Raw genomic sequence first — 16,058 nt, forward strand, 5'->3', positions numbered from 1 at the left:
GACCACGTGCGTTCGTCACCAGCGGCCGTCCGGGGAACGAGCACGGCCGGCGCAGACCGCCGACACGGCGTGATGCTGCGGCTGGTCGGTGCGGGTGTCATGTTGACGGTGATGGCCGACACCACGGCCACCACCCTGGCAGTCGGAGTGCTGCGGTACACGCCCGCCGGCGCGGGCATGCCGCTCGGTGACCTCGTCTGGCTGACCAGCGCGGCGTTCATCCCGATCGCGGCGCTGCTGGCCACCGCGGGCCGGTGGGCCGACCTGTTCGGCCGCCGGCGGGTGCTGGCCGTCGGCCTCGTGGTGTTCGTGCTCGGCGGGATCGCCGCCGTCGCCGTGGAGCCCTGGTCGTACGTGCTGGCGGCGCGGGCGGTCCAGGGAGCGGGAGCGGCCGCGATGATCCCGGCCAGCCTCGGGCTGCTGCTGGGAGAGCTGCCGGAGTCGGAACGGCGCGGCGCGATCGCGTTGTGGAGCTCCGCGTCCGGCCTCGGCTGCCTGCTCATGCAGGCGGGCGGCGGCTGGCTGGCCGCCTCCGTCGGATGGCGGGCGCTGTTCATCCCCGACGTCGTCATCGGCGTCGCGCTGCTGATCGCCTGCGCCTGGCTCCCGTCCGGCAGGCGGGGCGGCGCCAGGGGCGTCCCCGACGTGCTGGGCGCCTGGCTGCTCGCGGCCGGCATCGCCATCATCGTGCTGGCCATCTCCAAGGCGATGGCCTGGGGCACGGACGTGTTGTGGCTCGCGCTCGCCGCGCTGGCCCTGCTGGGCGGCGCGCTCGCGCAGGCCAGGCACCACCGGCTCCCCGCGATCGACCTGGCCCTGTGGCGGCGGCCCCGCTTCGTCTGGGGCTGGCTGGCGACCTGGGGCTTCGGCGCGCTGTCGTACGGGCTGCTGACCGTGCAGCCGCTCTACCTGCTGCACCTCGGCTACCCCATGCTCGAAGTGGCCATGTGGCTGACGCCCACGTCGGTGGCCGTCGTCGTGTCCAGCTTCCTGGCCGGGCGGCTCATCAAGCGCGTCGGCCCGTACGGGCTGATCTACGCGGGCTCCCTGCTCTGCGGCGGCGCCTGCGTGCTCGTACTGGTGCAGTCGGGGCCCACCGTGTGGGGCCTGATCGCCAGCGTCGTGGTCGGGGTAGGCGTCGGCGCGCTCGCGCCCGGCACCTCCGTCGCCACGACCCTCGCCGCCAGCCCTCACCAGTACGCCTCCGCCGTCGGCTCGGCGACCATGGCGCGCATGGTCGGCGGCGCCGTGGGGGTCGCCGTGGTGTCGGTCGTCATCGACCACCCGTTCATGACCGGCCCCTTCGCCGGCCTCGCGGGCGCGCTGGCGCTGTGCGTGGCCATCTCCGTGCTGATCGGCGCGCTGGCCCTCACCAAGATCACCAAGATGCGCCCCGACCCGGGCGACGTCATGGTCAAGGTGCCGCGCAAGCTCCTGCTCGAACTGCGCACGACCCTCGCCACCGTCGCGGCGGAGGCGGACGCTCTGCTGCCGGTCGAGACCCGCACACCCCCCACGACCACCCCACCGGCCCTGCGGCCGGACGCCCAGCCGGTTTCCCCCGCGGACACCCGGATGGGCCGGGTCCCACTGCCGCGGGCGGCCGGAACAGGCCCGCTCGCCGGCACCCGCGGGCCTGCGAACTAGTTCAACCTTCAGAAGGGCTCTCGTCATGGCAACCACATCGTGCGACGTGGCCATCGTCGGCGCTGGGCTCGGCGGCTGCTTCCTGGCCCTGTTACTGGGCCGCCGCGGACAGCGCGTCGTCGTCATCGAGCAGGGACCCTCGGTCCCCAGCGCGGGCGCCGACTTCCTCAAGCCTCCGGGCCAGCGCGTGCTCGCCCGTCACGGGCTGGCGGACCTCGTCGAACGCCATGGCCTCAGGCGTGACACCATCCGCTACTACCACGACGGCGACCCGATCAGGGAATGCCGCTTCCCCGACGGCGGCTTCCTCATCCGCCCCTACCGCGAGCTGGTCGAGCTCATCTACACCTCCTGCGCCATGGAGGGCGTCGAGTTCTGGTTCGACACGAGCATCGACGACATCGCGATCGGCGACGGCCGGGTGGAGGAGCTGACGCTCTCCGACGGCCGCACGCTCAGGGCCGGCGTCGTGATCGGCGCCGACGGCACCAAGTCCGCCGTACGCCGGGCGCTCGACATCGAGCAGCAGACGATGCCGTACGAGCGGCTGCTCATGCGGGTGGCCACCGTGCCGCTGACCGCCAGCGTCGCCCGGCTCAACCGGCTCTACTTCAGCTCCGAAGGCTGGCTCGCCTACCTCTACCCGCTCAACAGGGACCAGGCCAGGGTGTTCGTCGGCCTGCCGCCGGAGGACGACAAGGAGATCTTCCAGGACGGCATCCCCGTCCTCATCGACACGTTGAAGAAGTTCGTCACCGACAGCTCGGACGCCTTCAACGCCCTGCAGCCCGCCACCTGGCAGCGGATCAAGGTCTCGTCGCTGCGCGTGGCCGCCTACCACAAGGGTAACGCCGCGCTGCTCGGATCCGCCGCCTTCGCCTGCCACCCGATGACGGGCATGGGCATGAGCTACACCCTGCACGACGCCGAGATTCTGGCCGACGTCATCTGCACGGCCGGCGGCGACCACGACCTGCTCGACCGGCTGCTCTACGCCCGCTACGAGCCCCGCAGGCACGCGCACAGGGAGCTCATCGACTACGGAGACGCGCTGGCCGCCACCTTCCGCGACCGGGCCGCCTATCTCGGGGCCTTCCGCCCCGACCTGCACGTCCACGGCGACGCCGCCGCGCCCGAGGAGGTGCCGGCCCTGCCATCGATCTGAGCCGTCGATCCGAGCGGCCGATCCGAGCCGGGCGTCCCCGCCGCCCGCCCCACCCGGAGGGTACGGCAGCCCAGGCCCGGGCGGCGGGGGCGTCGTCCCGGCACCCGTGGTAGGGCCTGCCCCACCACGGGAAAGGGTGGCAGCGGGGTCACACCAGGTCGCATCGTCAGCGATGCTGTACGTATTCCCCGTACGACGCATCAGCATCGGAGAAGACTTTGACCGTGGTGGACACGTCCCGTGCCCGGCCATCAGGAGAGAGAGGAAGCGACTTCGCCAAGCTGGCGCGCCGTATGGCGCAGGAGGGCCTGCTGGACAAGCGGCCAGGCTACTACGCCGCCAGGATCACCCTCGTCGCCGGCCTGTTCGCGGGAAGCTGGGCGCTGTTCGCCTGGGTCGGCGACTCGTGGTGGCAGCTCGCCGTCGCGGTCCTCATGGCCGTGGCGTTCGGGCAGGTCACCCTGCTGGCCCACGACCTGGCGCACGGGCAGATCTCCCGCTCGCGGCGCACCAGCAGGATCGCCGGGCTGATCACCGGCAACCTGGCCATCGGGCTCAGCTACGGCTGGTGGATGGACAAGCACACCCGCCACCACGCCAACCCCAACCACGAGGACCACGACCCCGACGTCTCGCCCGACTTCCTCCTCTGGTCGGAGAAGCAGGCCGAGGCCAGCCGGGGGCTGCCCAGGCTCGTGGGCCGCTGGCAGGCGTTCCTGTTCTTCCCGCTGCTCACCCTCGAAGGGCTGAACCTGAAGGTGTCGAGCTTCCGCGCGCTGCGCAGGAAGTCGCTGAAGAACAGGAGACTCGAAGGGCTGCTGCTCACCGGCCACGTGCTGGCCTACGCGGGCGCGCTGCTCCTGGTGCTGCCGCCCGGCCTGGCGCTGGCCTTCCTCGCCGTGCACCAGGCGTGCTACGGCGTCTACCTCGGCTGCACGTTCGCGCCCAACCACAAGGGCATGCCGGTGCTCACCGCCGAGGACGAGCTCGACTTCCTCCGGCGCCAGGTGCTGACCTCTCGAAACGTCCGCGGCGGCCGCCTGGTCAACACCGCGCTCGGCGGCCTGAACTACCAGATCGAGCACCACCTGTTCCCGAGCATGCCCACCGCGAACCTGCGCAAGGCGCAGCCCATCGTCAGGGACTACTGCGAGTCGCTCGGCATCGACTACGTCGAATGCGGCCTCTTCCGGTCCTGGGGGCAGGCACTGCGCCACCTGCACGAGGTGGGCCGGCCCCTGCGCGCGACCGCCAGGGCCTGACGGCCGGGTCCCGCGAGGCGCCGGGTGGTGGAAGGCGGGACAGCCAGGGCCTGACGGCCCGCCCGGCGATGTGCCGCGGGTGGTGAGGACGCGGGACCGGCCGCCCCCTGTGTCAGGATGGCGCTGTGTCCCTTCCGCCATCATCCGCGCTCCCGGCGGCGTCCGGGCTGCGGCTCGCGCGGGCCGTCGTGTTCGCGGCCGCCTGCGGCGCGGTGTCGGCGGGCGGGCACGCGCTGGCGGGCGGCGGGCCGGTGCCGCTCCCGGTCTACGCCGCCGCGGTGCTGGCGGCGCTCGGCCTGGCCTACCTGATCGACGGGCGCGAGCGCGGGCCCGTGGCGGTGCTCGCCGCGACCACGGGCACTCAAACGCTGCTGCACCAGCTCTTCGAGCGGCTGGCCCCCGTCCCCACTCCCGAGCTCGCGCACGCGCACCCGGGGCCGGGCATGGTGCTGGTCCATCTCACGGTTGCGGCGCTGACGGCGTGGTGGCTGCACCGCGGCGAGCGCGCGTTGTGGCTCATGATCCGCCTGTACGCCACGCCGCCGCCGGTCATCCGGCTGCTCGTCGCCGCCCCCGTCGAGGTCGCCCTGCCGTCATGGCGGCCCTCCACTCCCGACGTCCCCGCGTACGCGGGAGAGATCGTCTCCGGAATGGTCAGCAGGCGCGGCCCGCCAGGAAAGGTCCAGCGTTCGCGCTGAAGCTCGCCGCCCTGCCAGCATCCGGACGCCGGCGCCACGGGCGCGGTCGTCCGGGAGACCCTTCTGGAGACCTTTCATGGCATTCCTGCCATCCACCATCCGCATGATCCGCACGACACGCATCCGCACGGCGGCGCTCGCGGCGCTCGCCTGCATGCTCACTCTCGCCCTTCCCGCCGCGCCCGCCCACGCCCATGACAAGCTCAAGAGCAGCTCTCCAGCCAAGGACGCCGAGGTGTCCGCGGTCGAGGAGATCGAGCTCGAGTACACCGCGACGGTCAAGTTCCCGTTCGTCGTGCTGCGCGACGCGGCGGGCGAGCAGGTCGCGCTCGGCGAGCCCCGGCTCGACGGGCCGAAGGTGTCCGCCGCCGTGCCGCAGCCGCTCGACCCCGGCCCGTACGTGATCGCCTGGCGGGTCGTCTCCTCCGACGGCCACCCCATCGAGGGGGAGATCCCGTTCACCGTGAAGGGCACGGCCTCCTCGTCCGCACCGCCCGCTTCCGCCGAGCCGGCCCCTTCCGCGCCCGCCACCGCGAGCGGGCAGGACGCCGCCGCCTCGGCGGCCGCCTCCTCGGAGACGGCGCCGTCCGGCGTGCCCGCGTGGATCTGGGGCGCGCTGGCCGTGCTCGTCGTGCTCGGCGCGGTCGTCGCGCTCAGGGCCGCCCGCCGCCGCCCAGGAGGAGAGGAGCCGGATGCTCAATGAACAGGCCGGACTCGCTGCTCGCCGCGCACGGCCGGCTGGACGTCCACGAGAGCCTGCTCGACGGGCTCGGCTGCGCCGGTCCCGGACCGGCCCGGGTGGAGCGCCACCCGGCGGCGCTGGAGACGGTGTTCGACACGGCAGCCGCCGTGCGGTGCCCGCCCAAGCGGGCGCAGGCGCGGGGAGCGGAGACGGCCATGTCGCTGTGCTGACCGGGGGTCACCGGCCGTCGAGGCGGTCGACGGCGTCGCCGTAGACGCCGGGGCTGCGGTCCACCTCGCCGATGAAGTCGCCGGGGAAGCCCAGCTCGAAGCCGACCGCCGACTCCAGCCGTCGCACCGCCTCGCCGGGCAGCTCCACCTCGGTCGCCCCCAGGTTGTCCTTGAGCTGCTCGGCGCTGCTCGCGCCGAGGATCGGGTGCACCCCGCGCCGCAGCACCCACGCGATGGCCACCTGAGAGGCGGTGACGCCCAGCTCGGCGGCCACCTCCGTCACGGCCCGCGCCGCCGTACGGTCCCGCTCGGTGAGGGAGCCGGGCGACAGCCGCGACGCCGCCGCGTCCGGCGCGTTGTAGCGGCCCGACAGCACGCCGCTCGCGAGCACCCCCCACGCCGCCACGCTCATCCCGCACGCCTGCGCCATCGGCAGCAGCTCCCGCTCCACGTCCCGCGACAGCAGGCTGTACGGCACCTGCAACCCGGCGAACGGCGTCCACCCGCGCCACTCGGCCAGCGTGTTGGCCCGGCTCGCCACCCAGGCGGGGGCGTCGGAGATGCCGGCGTAGAGCACCTTGCCCGCGCTGACCGCGTCGTCCAGCGCCCGCATCGTCTCCTCGACCGGGGTGTGCCGGTCCCAGACGTGCACCCAGTAGAGGTCGATGTAGTCGGTGCGCAGCCGCCGCAGGCTCTGCTCCAGCGACCGGACGAGGCTCTTGCGGTGGTTGCCCGCGGCGTTCGGGTCGGTTCCGTCGATGGTGCCGGTGTACTTCGTGGCCAGGACGTAACGGTCGCGGCGGCCCTGGAGCACCTGGCCGACGACGTTCTCGCTCTCGCCGTACATGGAGGCCGTGTCCACGACGTTGCCGCCGGCGTCGGAGTACAGGTCGAAGGTGCGCCGCACCTCCGGGGACGCCTCGCGGTAGGTCATCGCGCCGAGGAAGAGCTGGGATACCCTGAGCCCGGTACGGCCCAGCAGACGGTAACGCATCATGGGAGCACCCTCCTGGCACGGACGGCCGGTGCTCCGGCCTGCGATCGAGTCGTGGACGTCATGCGCACCACCCTCCCGGGAACCGCGCGGTCGAGGGAGACCCCGCCGGGACTGGCCCTGCCGGGGCCACGATAGGGCGAGGCGGATGTTCCGTACACTCGGGCACGTGAGCGACAACGAGCTGGGCGCCTTCCTGCGCTCCCGCCGCGAGGCCGTCAAGCCCGCCGACGTGGGGCTTCCCGACGGCACGCGGCGGCGCACGCCGGGGCTGCGCAGGTCCGAGCTGGCCACGGTGGCCGGCATCAGCGTCGAATATCTGACCAGGCTGGAGCAGGGGCGGGACCGCAACCCGTCCACGCAGGTGCTCGTCACGCTCGCCGACGCCCTGCGCATGACACAGGAGGAGCGCCTGCACCTGCGCAACCTGGCCAAGATGGCCGGCGGCGGCGTCGCGCTGTGCATGTCGGCAGGGCAGGAGCCCTCCCGCGACGTGCGTCCCACCGTGCGCGCCCTGCTCGACCGCCTGGAGCCCGCCCCCGCCGCGGTGCTCAACAGGCTGGGCGACGTGATCGCCCACACCGAGGGGTACGCGCGGCTCTTCGAGCCCCTCGGCCTCCTGGACGGAGACCCGCCCAACGTGCACAGATTCGTGTTCGGGGACGAGCGGGCCAGGGACGCCTACCCGGAGTGGGAGCGCGTCGCGGCCGAGCACGCCGCCCGGCTGAAGCTGGTCAGCGGCTACGACGACCTCTATGTCGACGACCTGGTCTCCGAGCTGTCGTTCGCGGCGGGGGAGGCGTTCACGTCGTGGTTCGCCGCCGCGCCGCTGACGCCGCCGACGGTGCCGGTGGAGCGGGTGGCCCATCCCGGCGTCGGCGAGCTGCGGCTGTCGCGCGAGACGCTCGACCTGCCGGACGGCGAGCAGAGCATCGTCGTCCACCTGCCGGCCGGCGCCGACGCCGCGGGCGCGCTCGACCGCCTCACGGGCCGCGTCCCGGGGGCCCTGCACGCGGTGAGCGGCTGACCTCGCGGCCGCTCACTCGCGGACGTCGAAGCCCAGCGCGGCGGCCACGACCGTGGCCTGGAACGGGTCGATGACCGCGCCGGTCATCGTGACCGCGCGCGGGTCGAGCGTGCTGAGGTCGCTGCCGCGAAGGTCGCACCCGGTCAGGTCGGCGCCGCGCAGCGACGCCCCCGTCAGGTCGGCCCGCCGCAGCTCGGCCCGCTCCAGCCGGGCGCCCGCCAGGTCGGCCTCGCGCAGCCGGGTGCCGTGGAAGGTGCTGCCTCGCAGATCGGCCCCGGCCAGGCCGGTGTAGGACCAGTCGCCGCCCTCGACCTTCAGCAGGCCGTACGTGCAGCCGTCGAACACGCTCCCGGTGAGCTTGCACCCGGTGAACGTGGCGTCGAACAGCGAGCACCGCGTGAACGTGCAGTTGAGGAACTTCGCGTCGGTGTGCTCCGACACGTTGAACCGCACGTTGCTGAAATGGCACTCCTCGAACGAGGATCCATGGTCGACCAGCTCGGTCATGTCCACGTCCTGGAAGAGAACCCGGCGATGGCTCTCGCCGGAGATCTCGAGCGTGTCCCAGTCCGTGGACCAGACCGTCTTCTCTGTGGGGTGTGCCATGCGAACAAGCTAGCGGATCAGGCCCGCTTCGCGATGGCGGTGATGAAGGGCTGCACGGCCTTGGCCGCCAGGGGCCCGAACGCGGCCAGGATCAGCACGTACGCCGCCGCCAGCGCTCCCAGGTCGGGATGCGCGCCCGCGCCGACCGCCAGACCGGCGATGACGATGTTGAACTCGCCGCGCGGGATGAGCGCGATGCCCGCTCGTGTCTGACCGGCCCTGGCGATGCCCGCCCGTTTGGCCGCGTACATGCCCGTGAGCAGTTTCGTGACCATGCTGACCAGGGCCAGCAGCGCGGCCAGCCCGGCCACCGGCAGGATCTTCGCCGGGTCGGTCTGGAAGCCGAAGAACACGAAGAACACCGCGGCGAACAGGTCGCGCAGCGGTGCCAGCAGCGCCTGCGCGTCCTCGGCCAGCTCGCCGGAGAGCGCGATGCCCACCAGGAACGCGCCGACCGCCGCCGACACCTGCAGCTGCTGGGCGAGGCCGGCGACCAGCAGGGCCAGGCCGACGACCTTGAGCAATAACACCTCGGAGTTGGGGCTGGACACGAACGCCTCGATGAAGCGCCCGAACCGCAGCGCCACGACCAGGACGATGCTGACCGTGAGCAGCGCGATGCCCACCGAGATCGCCCCGCTCACCAGGCTCAGCCCGGCCAGCATGGTCGTCAGGATCGGCAGGTAGACCGCCATCGTGAGGTCTTCGAACACCAGCAGCGACAGGACCGTCGGCGTCTCCCGGTTACCGATCCACCCGAGGTCCGACAGCACCTTGGCGGTGATGCCGGACGAGGTGGCGTAGGTGACGCCGGCCATGGCCACCGCCGCGACCGGGCCCCAGCCCAGCAGCAGCGCGATGATCGCGCCGGGCGCCGCGTTGAGCACCAGGTCGACGATGCCCGCGCGGGCGTTGCTCGTGAGGCTGGTGACGAGCTCGTCGGCGTTGTACTCCAGGCCCAGCGTCAGCAGCAGCAGGACCACGCCCAGCTCCGCTCCGACGGAGATGAACTCCTCGCTGGTGGCCAGCGGCAGCACGCCGCCGGTGCCGAACGCCAGCCCGGCTATCAGGTAGAGGGGGATGGGGGAGATGCCGCCGCGCAACGCCAGCGCGCCCAGCACCCCGAGACCCAGCAGTACAGCACCGAATTCGAGGAAAAGGATCGCGGTATGGTGCACCCGCGGCCCTACCCTTCTGCCAAAATGCCGGCGACCTCGGCGGTGGTGTCCTCGCTGCCGACGACGACCACGACGTCGCCACCGGTGAAGACGAAGTCGGGTCCCGGACTGGCGACGACCTTGCCGCTGCGCACGACGGCCACGATGGAGGCGCTCGTACGCGTGCGCACACGCGCGTCCCCCATGGGGCGTCCCACGTACGGGGAGTCCGCCGGAATCGGCAGTTGCACGCTGACCAGGCCCTCGACCTGCTCGTGCAGCTGGTTGAGCCGCTGCACGATGCGGGGCGCCCCCAGGAGCTCGGCGAGGGTGTCCGCCTCCTCGTCATTGAGCTTGACCGTATGGCAGACGGCGTCGGGGTCCTCTTTGTCGTAGATCACGAGGTCCCGGCGCCCGGTGCGGTGGGACACGATGCCGACCCGCTGTCCTTTGCGCGTCGTGAAATCGTGCCGCAGACCGATGCCGGGCAGTGCTGTTTGTTCGACCTCCACCTGTCCCACCTGTTCAAATCCGTATTTTTCCGGACAACCCTACCAATGCATTACCCGCGCTATACACACGCTTACCGAACCCGCCGGCCACACCTGCGCGGGCCGGTTCGCGGCCGGTCGCGCCCCCCGCCGCGCGCTGGATGGTGACTCGTGGGAGACTGCTCAACGGCGCAACGTGACGAACCCGTTCGACGGACGGCCGACCGGCCGCACGAGACCCCCCGAGAGCAGAGGAATGGGCAGCAAGGAGGCGCAGCCGTACACCGTGGACACCCGGTTGCCGGAGGAGATGGGCAGCATCACGGCGTCGCGGCAGATCGTCGGTGAGGCCCTGGCCGCCCGTGGCTACCAGGGGCGGCACGAGGACGTCCTCCTGGTGGTGTCCGAGCTGGTCACCAACGCGCTCGTGCACGGCGACGGCCCGCCCTCGCTGCGCATGCGGGCCGACGCGTCTGACGTGCGGATCGAGGTGGGCGACGCCGGCGCCGAGCTGCCCCGGCCCCGCGAGCCCGGCCCCGGCGACGGCTGGGGGCTGCACGTCGTCAGGCTGCTGTCCACCGGGTGGGGCATCGCGCCGGCCGAGGACGGCAAGACGGTGTGGTGCGAGCTCACCGCCGACCTCACCCGGAGCCCGGCGGAGCTCTGATCCGCCCGCCGGTGACGTGACCCGTCCGTACGTGCGGCCGGTCAACGATCCGTGCCGGACGATGCGGCCCGGACGATGCGGCCCGGACGATCCGGGCCGGTTGTCAGGGGCCGGTCGTCAGGGATCCGGCGCGGTGTCCTGCTCGGGTCCCGTGCCGATCAGGGCGAGGGCCTCCCGGGCGATCTCCCACTCCTCGTCGGTGGGGACGACGAGCACGGCCACCTCGGCGCCGGGCGGGGACACCGCGCGCTCCCCGGCCGACGCGGCCCGGTTGAGCGCCGGATCGACCGCGATGCCGAGCCGGCCGAGCCCGGCCAGCGACTCGGCGCGGGTGGCGGCGTCGTGCTCGCCGACCCCGCCGGTGAACACGATCGCGTCCACCCGGCCCAGCAGCGCGTAGTAGGCGCCGACGTACTTGCGGATGCGCCGGGTGTAGATCTCCAGGGCCAGCCGCGCCTCGTCGTCGTCGCGGGCCCGCACCTCGCGCATGTCGCCGCTGCCGGTGAGGCCGAGCAGGCCGCCCTGGCGCCCGAGCGCCTCCTCCACCTGCTCGGCGTCCATCCCGTTCACCCGGGCGAGATAGCCGCTGACCGCCGGGTCGACGTCGCCCGACCGCGTTCCCATGACCAGGCCCTCCAGCGGGGTCAGGCCCATGGAGGTGTCGACGCTGCGGCCGCCGGAGACGGCGGTGGCGCTGGCGCCGTTGCCCAGGTGCAGCACGATGAGGTCGAGCCCGGCCAGGTCGCGGCCGAGCAGGGCGGCGGCGCGGCGCGAGACGTAGGCGCAGGAGGTGCCGTGGAAGCCGAAGCGCCGCACGCCCAGCCGCTCGCGCCAGTCGCGCGGCACCGCGTACGTGTGCGCCGCCGGCGGCAGCGTCAGCTGGAAGGCGGTGTCGAACACGGCCACCTGGGGCACCCCGGGGAAGGCCGCGCGCGCGACCCGGACGCCGGTCAGGTTGACCGGGTTGTGCAGGGGCGCGAGCGGCGCCAGCCGTTCGATGGCGGCGATCACGGCGTCGTCGATGAGCACGGCCCGGGTGAACGTGGTGCCGCCGTGCACGACCCGGTGCCCGACCGCGACCGGGCTCAGCTCGGGCCCGGCCGTCTCGAACGCCTTCATGACCGCGTCCAGGCCCTCGGCGTGCCCGGGGAAGCGGGCCCGCCTCTCGTGGGCGGGCCCGTCACCGCAATGGTGCGTCAGGCGCCCCTCGTCCTCGCCGATGCGCTCGACCAGGCCCCTGGCGGGGCGCTCGCGGGTGCGGACGTCGATGAGCTCGTACTTGATGGACGAGGAGCCGGTGTTCAGGACGAGGATGCGGCCGGCCACGTCCACGACCTTATGTCGGCGGGGTCCTCGCCGTGCTCGCGCGTGTGGGCGCGGGCGCGCAGCCGTTCGTCGCTCATGTGCTGGCGCAGGTGCGCCTGGGTGGCGCCGAGCCCGGGGACACGGTCGATGACGTCCATGACCAGGTGGTAGCGGTCGATGTCGTTGAGCATGCACATGTCGAAGGGTGTGGTCGTGGTGCCCTCCTCCTTGTACCCCCTCACGTGGATGTTGTCGTGGCCGTTCCGCCGGTAGGTGAGCTGGTGGATGAGCGAGGGGTAGCCGTGGAAGTTGAAGATGACCGGCCTGCCTGTCGTGAAGAGCGTGTCGAACTCGGCGTCGGACATGCCGTGCGGGTGCTCCGACCGGGGCTGGAGGCGCATGAGGTCGACGACGTTGACCACGCGTACCTTCAGCTCGTGCAGGTGCTCGCGCAGCAGCGCGGCGGCGGCGAGCGTCTCCAGGGTGGGCACGTCGCCGGCGCAGGCGAGCACGACGTCCGGCTCGCCCCCCTGGTCGGTGGAGGCCCAGGGCAGGATGCCGAGGCCGCGCGTGCAGTGGGCGATGGCCTCGTCCATGGTGAACAGGTCGAGCACGGGCTGCTTGCCGGCGACCACGACGTTGACGTAGTCACGGGAGCGCAGGCAGTGGTCGCCGACCGAGAGCAGCGTGTTGGCGTCCGGCGGCAGGTAGACCCGCACCACTGAGGCCTTCTTGTTGACCACGACGTCGAGGAAGCCGGGGTCCTGGTGGCTGAAGCCGTTGTGGTCCTGGCGCCACACGTGCGACGACAGCAGGTACGTCAGCGACGCGACCGGCCGCCGCCACGGGATCTTCTGCGACGACTCCAGCCACTTGGCGTGCTGGTTGAACATGGAGTCCACGATGTGGATGAATGCCTCGTAGCAGTTGAACAGCCCGTGGCGGCCGGTCAGCAGATAGCCCTCCAGCCAGCCCTGGCACAGGTGCTCGCTGAGCACTTCCATGACGCGCCCGCCGGCGCCCAGGTTCTCGTCGGTGGGCAGCAACTCGGCGTCCCAGGCCCGGTCGGTGACCTCGAACACCTCCTGCAGCCGGTTGGAGGCGGTCTCGTCGGGCCCCATCAGCCGGAATGTGCGCGGATTCCTGGCGATCACGTCGCGCAGCAGCCCGCCGAACACCCGCGTCGGCTCGGTCTCCTGCACGGCGGGCGACTTGACCTCGACCGCGTGGGTGCGGAAGTCCGGCAGCCGCAGCGGCTCCAGCAGCTCGCCGCCGTTGGCGTGCGGGTTGGCGCTCATCCTGCGCGGCCCGGCCGGCACGGTGTCCGCGACCTCCGCGGCCGGGCGCCCGTCGGCGTCGAACAACTCCTCGGGGCGGTAGGAGCGCATCCACTCCTCCAGCATGGCCAGGTGGGCGGAGTTCTCGCGTACCTTCGCCAGCGGCACCTGGTGGGCCCGCCAGGTGCCCTCGACGGGCTTGCCGTCCACCTCGCGCGGCCCGGTCCACCCCTTCGGGGTGCGCAGGATGATCATGGGGAGGCGGTCGGCGTCGCCGGCTTTGTACGCGGCCATCTCGTCCCAGACGGTGTCGAGCGTCCCGGCCATCTCGGCGTGGTCGGGGCCGACCAGATGGGGGCGGTGGCCGTACCCCTCCATGAGTTTGATCAGCTCGTGCTCGGGGATGCGGGCGAGCACGGTCGGGTTGGCGATCTTGTATCCGTTCAGGTGCAGGATGGGCAGCACCACGCCGTCGCGCCGGCGGTCGGCGAACTTGTTGGCGTGCCAGCCGGCGGCCAGAGGGCCGGTCTCGGCCTCGCCGTCGCCGATGACGCAGGCCACGACCAGGTCCGGGTTGTCGAAGGCGGCGCCGTAGGCGTGCGCGAGCGAGTAGCCCAGCTCGCCGCCCTCGTGGATGGAGCCGGGCGTCTCGGGCGCGACGTGACTGGGCACGCCACCCGGGAAGGAGAACTGGCGGAACAACCGCCGCATGCCCGCGACGTCCTGCGAGACGTCGGGGTAGCGCTCGGTGTAGGTGCCCTCCAGCCAGGCGTGCGCGACCGCCGCCGGGCCGCCGTGCCCGGGACCGGCGATGTAGATCATGTCCTGGTCGCGCTCGTTGATCACCCGGTTGAGGTGGGCGAAGCAGAAGTTCAGGCCCGGCGTGGTGCCCCAGTGGCCGAGCAGGCGCGGCTTGATGTGCTCCGGCCGCAGCGGCTCGCTCAGCAGCGGGTTGTCCAGCAGGTAGATCTGTCCGACGGACAGGTAGTTGGCCGCCCGCCAGTATGCGTCTATATGCTCCATGCTCTGCTGCTTCCTCTGGAGAGCGAGCTGAATCCACTTTCGCCGGGCAAGGTGCGGGAGTCCCGCGTACGCAAAAGGTCTCCTCCGCCACGCGCGGAATCAATCCCGGAGGGTACGTGGTTACGGGACGATGGTGATCGGTTTGGCGACGCGAGGAGGAAGAGCGTGAACGGCGACATCACCCGGAGCCAGGAGTGGGCGGCCCTCGACAAGCACCACGGCGAGCTGGCCGGCAAGCAGTTGCGCGAGCTGTTCGCGGACGACCCGGGCCGCGCCGAGCGCATGACGGCGGCCGCCGGCGACCTCTACCTCGACTACTCCAAGCACCGCGCCACGCGCGAGACGATCGACCTGCTGCTGGCCCTGGCCGAGCGGGCCGGGCTGCGCGAGCGGATCGCGGCCATGTTCGGCGGCGAGCACATCAACGTCAGCGAGGACCGCGCCGTGCTGCACGTCGCGCTGCGCCTGCCCCGCGACAGGCGGCTGGTGGTCGACGGCCAGGACGTCGTGGCCGACGTGCACGCCGTGCTCGACAAGATGAGCGCCTTCTCCGGCCGGATCCGCTCGCGGGAGTGGAAGGGCGCCACGGGCAGGCCCATCGAGACCGTCGTCAACATCGGCATCGGCGGCTCCGACCTGGGCCCCGCCATGGCCTACGAAGCGCTGCGCGACTACGCCGACGCGGGCATCGCCGCCAGGTTCGTCTCCAACATCGACCCGGCCGACATCACCGGCGCCCTCGCCGGGCTCGACCCCGCGACCACGCTCTTCGTGATCAGCTCCAAGACGTTCACCACGCTGGAGACGCTGACCAACGCCAGGGTCGCGCGCCGCTGGCTGGTCGACGCGCTGGGCGAGGACGCGGTGTCCCGGCACTTCGTGGCCGTCTCCACCAACGCCGCGAAGGTCGCCGAGTTCGGCATCGACACCGACAACATGTTCGGCTTCTGGGACTGGGTCGGCGGCCGCTACTCCTTCGACGGCGCCATCGGCCTCTCGCTGATGATCGCGATCGGGCCCGAGCGGTTCCGCGAGATGCTGGCCGGTTTCCACGCCATCGACGAGCACTTCCGCACGGCGCCATTCGAGGCCAACCTGCCGGTGCTGATGGCCCTGCTCGGCATCTGGTACAACGACTTCTTCGGCGCGGAGACCCGCGCCGTGCTGCCCTACAGCCAGCGGCTGCACCGCTTCCCGGCCTACCTGCAGCAGCTCACGATGGAGTCCAACGGCAAGTCCGTGCGCGCCGACGGCGCTCCCGTGACCGCCGCCACCGGCGAGATCTTCTGGGGCGAGCCGGGCACCAACGGCCAGCACGCCTTCTACCAGCTGCTCCACCAGGGCACCCGGCTGGTGCCCGCCGACTTCATCGGATTCGCCGAACCCTTCGAGGACCGTGAGGGCATGCACGACCAGCTCGTCGCCAACCTGCTCGCGCAGACCTCGGCGCTGGCGTTCGGCAAGACGGCCGAGGAGATCGCGGGTGAGGGCACCGCGGCCGGGATCGTCCCCCACAAGGTCATGCCGGGCAACCGCCCCTCCTCGACCATCCTCGTGCCCAAGCTGACCCCGTCCACGCTGGGCCAGCTCGTCGCCCTGTACGAGCACATCGTCTTCGTCGAGGGCGCCGTCTGGGGCGTCGACTCCTTCGACCAGTGGGGCGTGGAGCTGGGCAAGAAGATGGCGCTCGACCTGGCGCCCGCGCTCACCTCCGGCGAGCCGCCGCAGGTGAGCGGCGCCGCGCTGCCCGACCCCTCCACCGAGCGGCTCGTACGCCGATACCGCGAGCTGCGCGGCCGCCGCGTCTGAGGCTCCGCCCCGCGTCGC

The 16,058-nt window shown here is 72.2% G+C and carries 15 protein-coding genes; 9 read left to right on the forward strand and 6 right to left on the reverse strand.

Features of this window, described 5'->3' with window-relative positions:
• Positions 1–111: 111 nt before the first annotated feature.
• The 6 genes from ACTWPV_RS16735 (at position 112) to ACTWPV_RS16760 (ending at position 5,684) form a co-directional block, all read left to right on the forward strand.
• Entirely contained in the window at positions 112–1,647 is a 1,536-nt protein-coding gene (locus ACTWPV_RS16735; protein WP_443152461.1) for an MFS transporter, read from the forward strand.
• Positions 1,648–1,672: 25 nt separating this feature from the next.
• On the forward strand, positions 1,673–2,812 hold the full coding sequence (locus tag ACTWPV_RS16740; protein ID WP_443152462.1) for an FAD-dependent monooxygenase: 1,140 nt from the start codon (positions 1,673–1,675) through the stop codon (positions 2,810–2,812).
• A gap of 293 nt (positions 2,813–3,105) precedes the next feature.
• Complete coding sequence (locus ACTWPV_RS16745; protein ID WP_443152851.1) at positions 3,106–4,074, forward strand: fatty acid desaturase family protein; 969 nt, start codon at positions 3,106–3,108, stop codon at positions 4,072–4,074.
• Positions 4,075–4,199: 125 nt separating this feature from the next.
• Positions 4,200–4,772 (forward strand): hypothetical protein, encoded by a 573-nt coding sequence (locus ACTWPV_RS16750; RefSeq protein ID WP_443152463.1) that lies wholly within the window; start codon positions 4,200–4,202, stop codon positions 4,770–4,772.
• A gap of 76 nt (positions 4,773–4,848) precedes the next feature.
• On the forward strand, positions 4,849–5,475 hold the full coding sequence (locus ACTWPV_RS16755; protein WP_443152464.1) for a copper resistance CopC family protein: 627 nt from the start codon (positions 4,849–4,851) through the stop codon (positions 5,473–5,475).
• The gene (locus tag ACTWPV_RS16760; RefSeq protein WP_443152465.1) at positions 5,472–5,684 is read left to right on the forward strand and encodes a hypothetical protein; all 213 of its coding nucleotides are present in this window, start codon (positions 5,472–5,474) and stop codon (positions 5,682–5,684) included. Before ACTWPV_RS16755 ends, ACTWPV_RS16760 begins: the two co-directional genes overlap by 4 nt.
• Before the next feature lie 7 nt (positions 5,685–5,691).
• Here the strand turns inward: ACTWPV_RS16760 and ACTWPV_RS16765 are convergent, their stop codons facing one another.
• On the reverse strand, positions 5,692–6,678 hold the full coding sequence (locus tag ACTWPV_RS16765) for an aldo/keto reductase (RefSeq protein ID WP_443152852.1): 987 nt from the start codon (positions 6,676–6,678) through the stop codon (positions 5,692–5,694).
• Between the two features lie 169 nt (positions 6,679–6,847).
• On the opposite strand from ACTWPV_RS16765, the gene ACTWPV_RS16770 reads away from it, so the two are divergent.
• On the forward strand, positions 6,848–7,705 hold the full coding sequence (locus tag ACTWPV_RS16770) for a helix-turn-helix domain-containing protein (protein ID WP_443152466.1): 858 nt from the start codon (positions 6,848–6,850) through the stop codon (positions 7,703–7,705).
• A gap of 12 nt (positions 7,706–7,717) precedes the next feature.
• On the opposite strand, the gene ACTWPV_RS16775 is transcribed toward ACTWPV_RS16770, so the two are convergent.
• From ACTWPV_RS16775 to ACTWPV_RS16785, 3 genes are read right to left on the reverse strand one after another with little or no spacing between them, the layout of a single operon-like run.
• Positions 7,718–8,311, reverse strand: a complete 594-nt coding sequence (locus ACTWPV_RS16775; RefSeq protein ID WP_347644855.1) for a pentapeptide repeat-containing protein — start codon at positions 8,309–8,311, stop codon at positions 7,718–7,720.
• A 17-nt stretch (positions 8,312–8,328) separates the two neighbouring features.
• On the reverse strand, positions 8,329–9,489 hold the full coding sequence (locus tag ACTWPV_RS16780) for a cation:proton antiporter (RefSeq protein ID WP_443152467.1): 1,161 nt from the start codon (positions 9,487–9,489) through the stop codon (positions 8,329–8,331).
• A gap of 8 nt (positions 9,490–9,497) precedes the next feature.
• Complete coding sequence (locus ACTWPV_RS16785) at positions 9,498–9,980, reverse strand: cation:proton antiporter regulatory subunit (RefSeq protein ID WP_347644857.1); 483 nt, start codon at positions 9,978–9,980, stop codon at positions 9,498–9,500.
• A gap of 235 nt (positions 9,981–10,215) precedes the next feature.
• Here ACTWPV_RS16785 and ACTWPV_RS16790 point away from each other — a divergent pair, with 235 nt between their 5' ends.
• Positions 10,216–10,626, forward strand: a complete 411-nt coding sequence (locus ACTWPV_RS16790) for an ATP-binding protein (RefSeq protein ID WP_347644858.1) — start codon at positions 10,216–10,218, stop codon at positions 10,624–10,626.
• A gap of 117 nt (positions 10,627–10,743) precedes the next feature.
• Here ACTWPV_RS16790 and ACTWPV_RS16795 read toward each other — a convergent pair whose 3' ends face one another.
• A complete protein-coding gene (locus tag ACTWPV_RS16795; protein WP_347644859.1) occupies positions 10,744–11,952 on the reverse strand; it encodes an acetate/propionate family kinase in 1,209 nt (402 codons plus the stop codon).
• Positions 11,928–14,231: a phosphoketolase family protein gene (locus ACTWPV_RS16800; RefSeq protein ID WP_443152468.1), complete on the reverse strand. Its 2,304-nt coding sequence runs from the start codon at positions 14,229–14,231 to the stop codon at positions 11,928–11,930. Before ACTWPV_RS16800 ends, ACTWPV_RS16795 begins: the two co-directional genes overlap by 25 nt.
• 165 nt (positions 14,232–14,396) lie before the next feature.
• On the opposite strand from ACTWPV_RS16800, the gene pgi reads away from it, so the two are divergent.
• A complete protein-coding gene (gene pgi / locus ACTWPV_RS16805) occupies positions 14,397–16,040 on the forward strand; it encodes a glucose-6-phosphate isomerase (protein ID WP_443152469.1) in 1,644 nt (547 codons plus the stop codon).
• Positions 16,041–16,058: the final 18 nt, after the last annotated feature.

Source organism: Nonomuraea sp. KM88 (assembly GCF_052245635.1).
Classification (GTDB): Bacteria; Actinomycetota; Actinomycetes; order Streptosporangiales; family Streptosporangiaceae; genus Nonomuraea.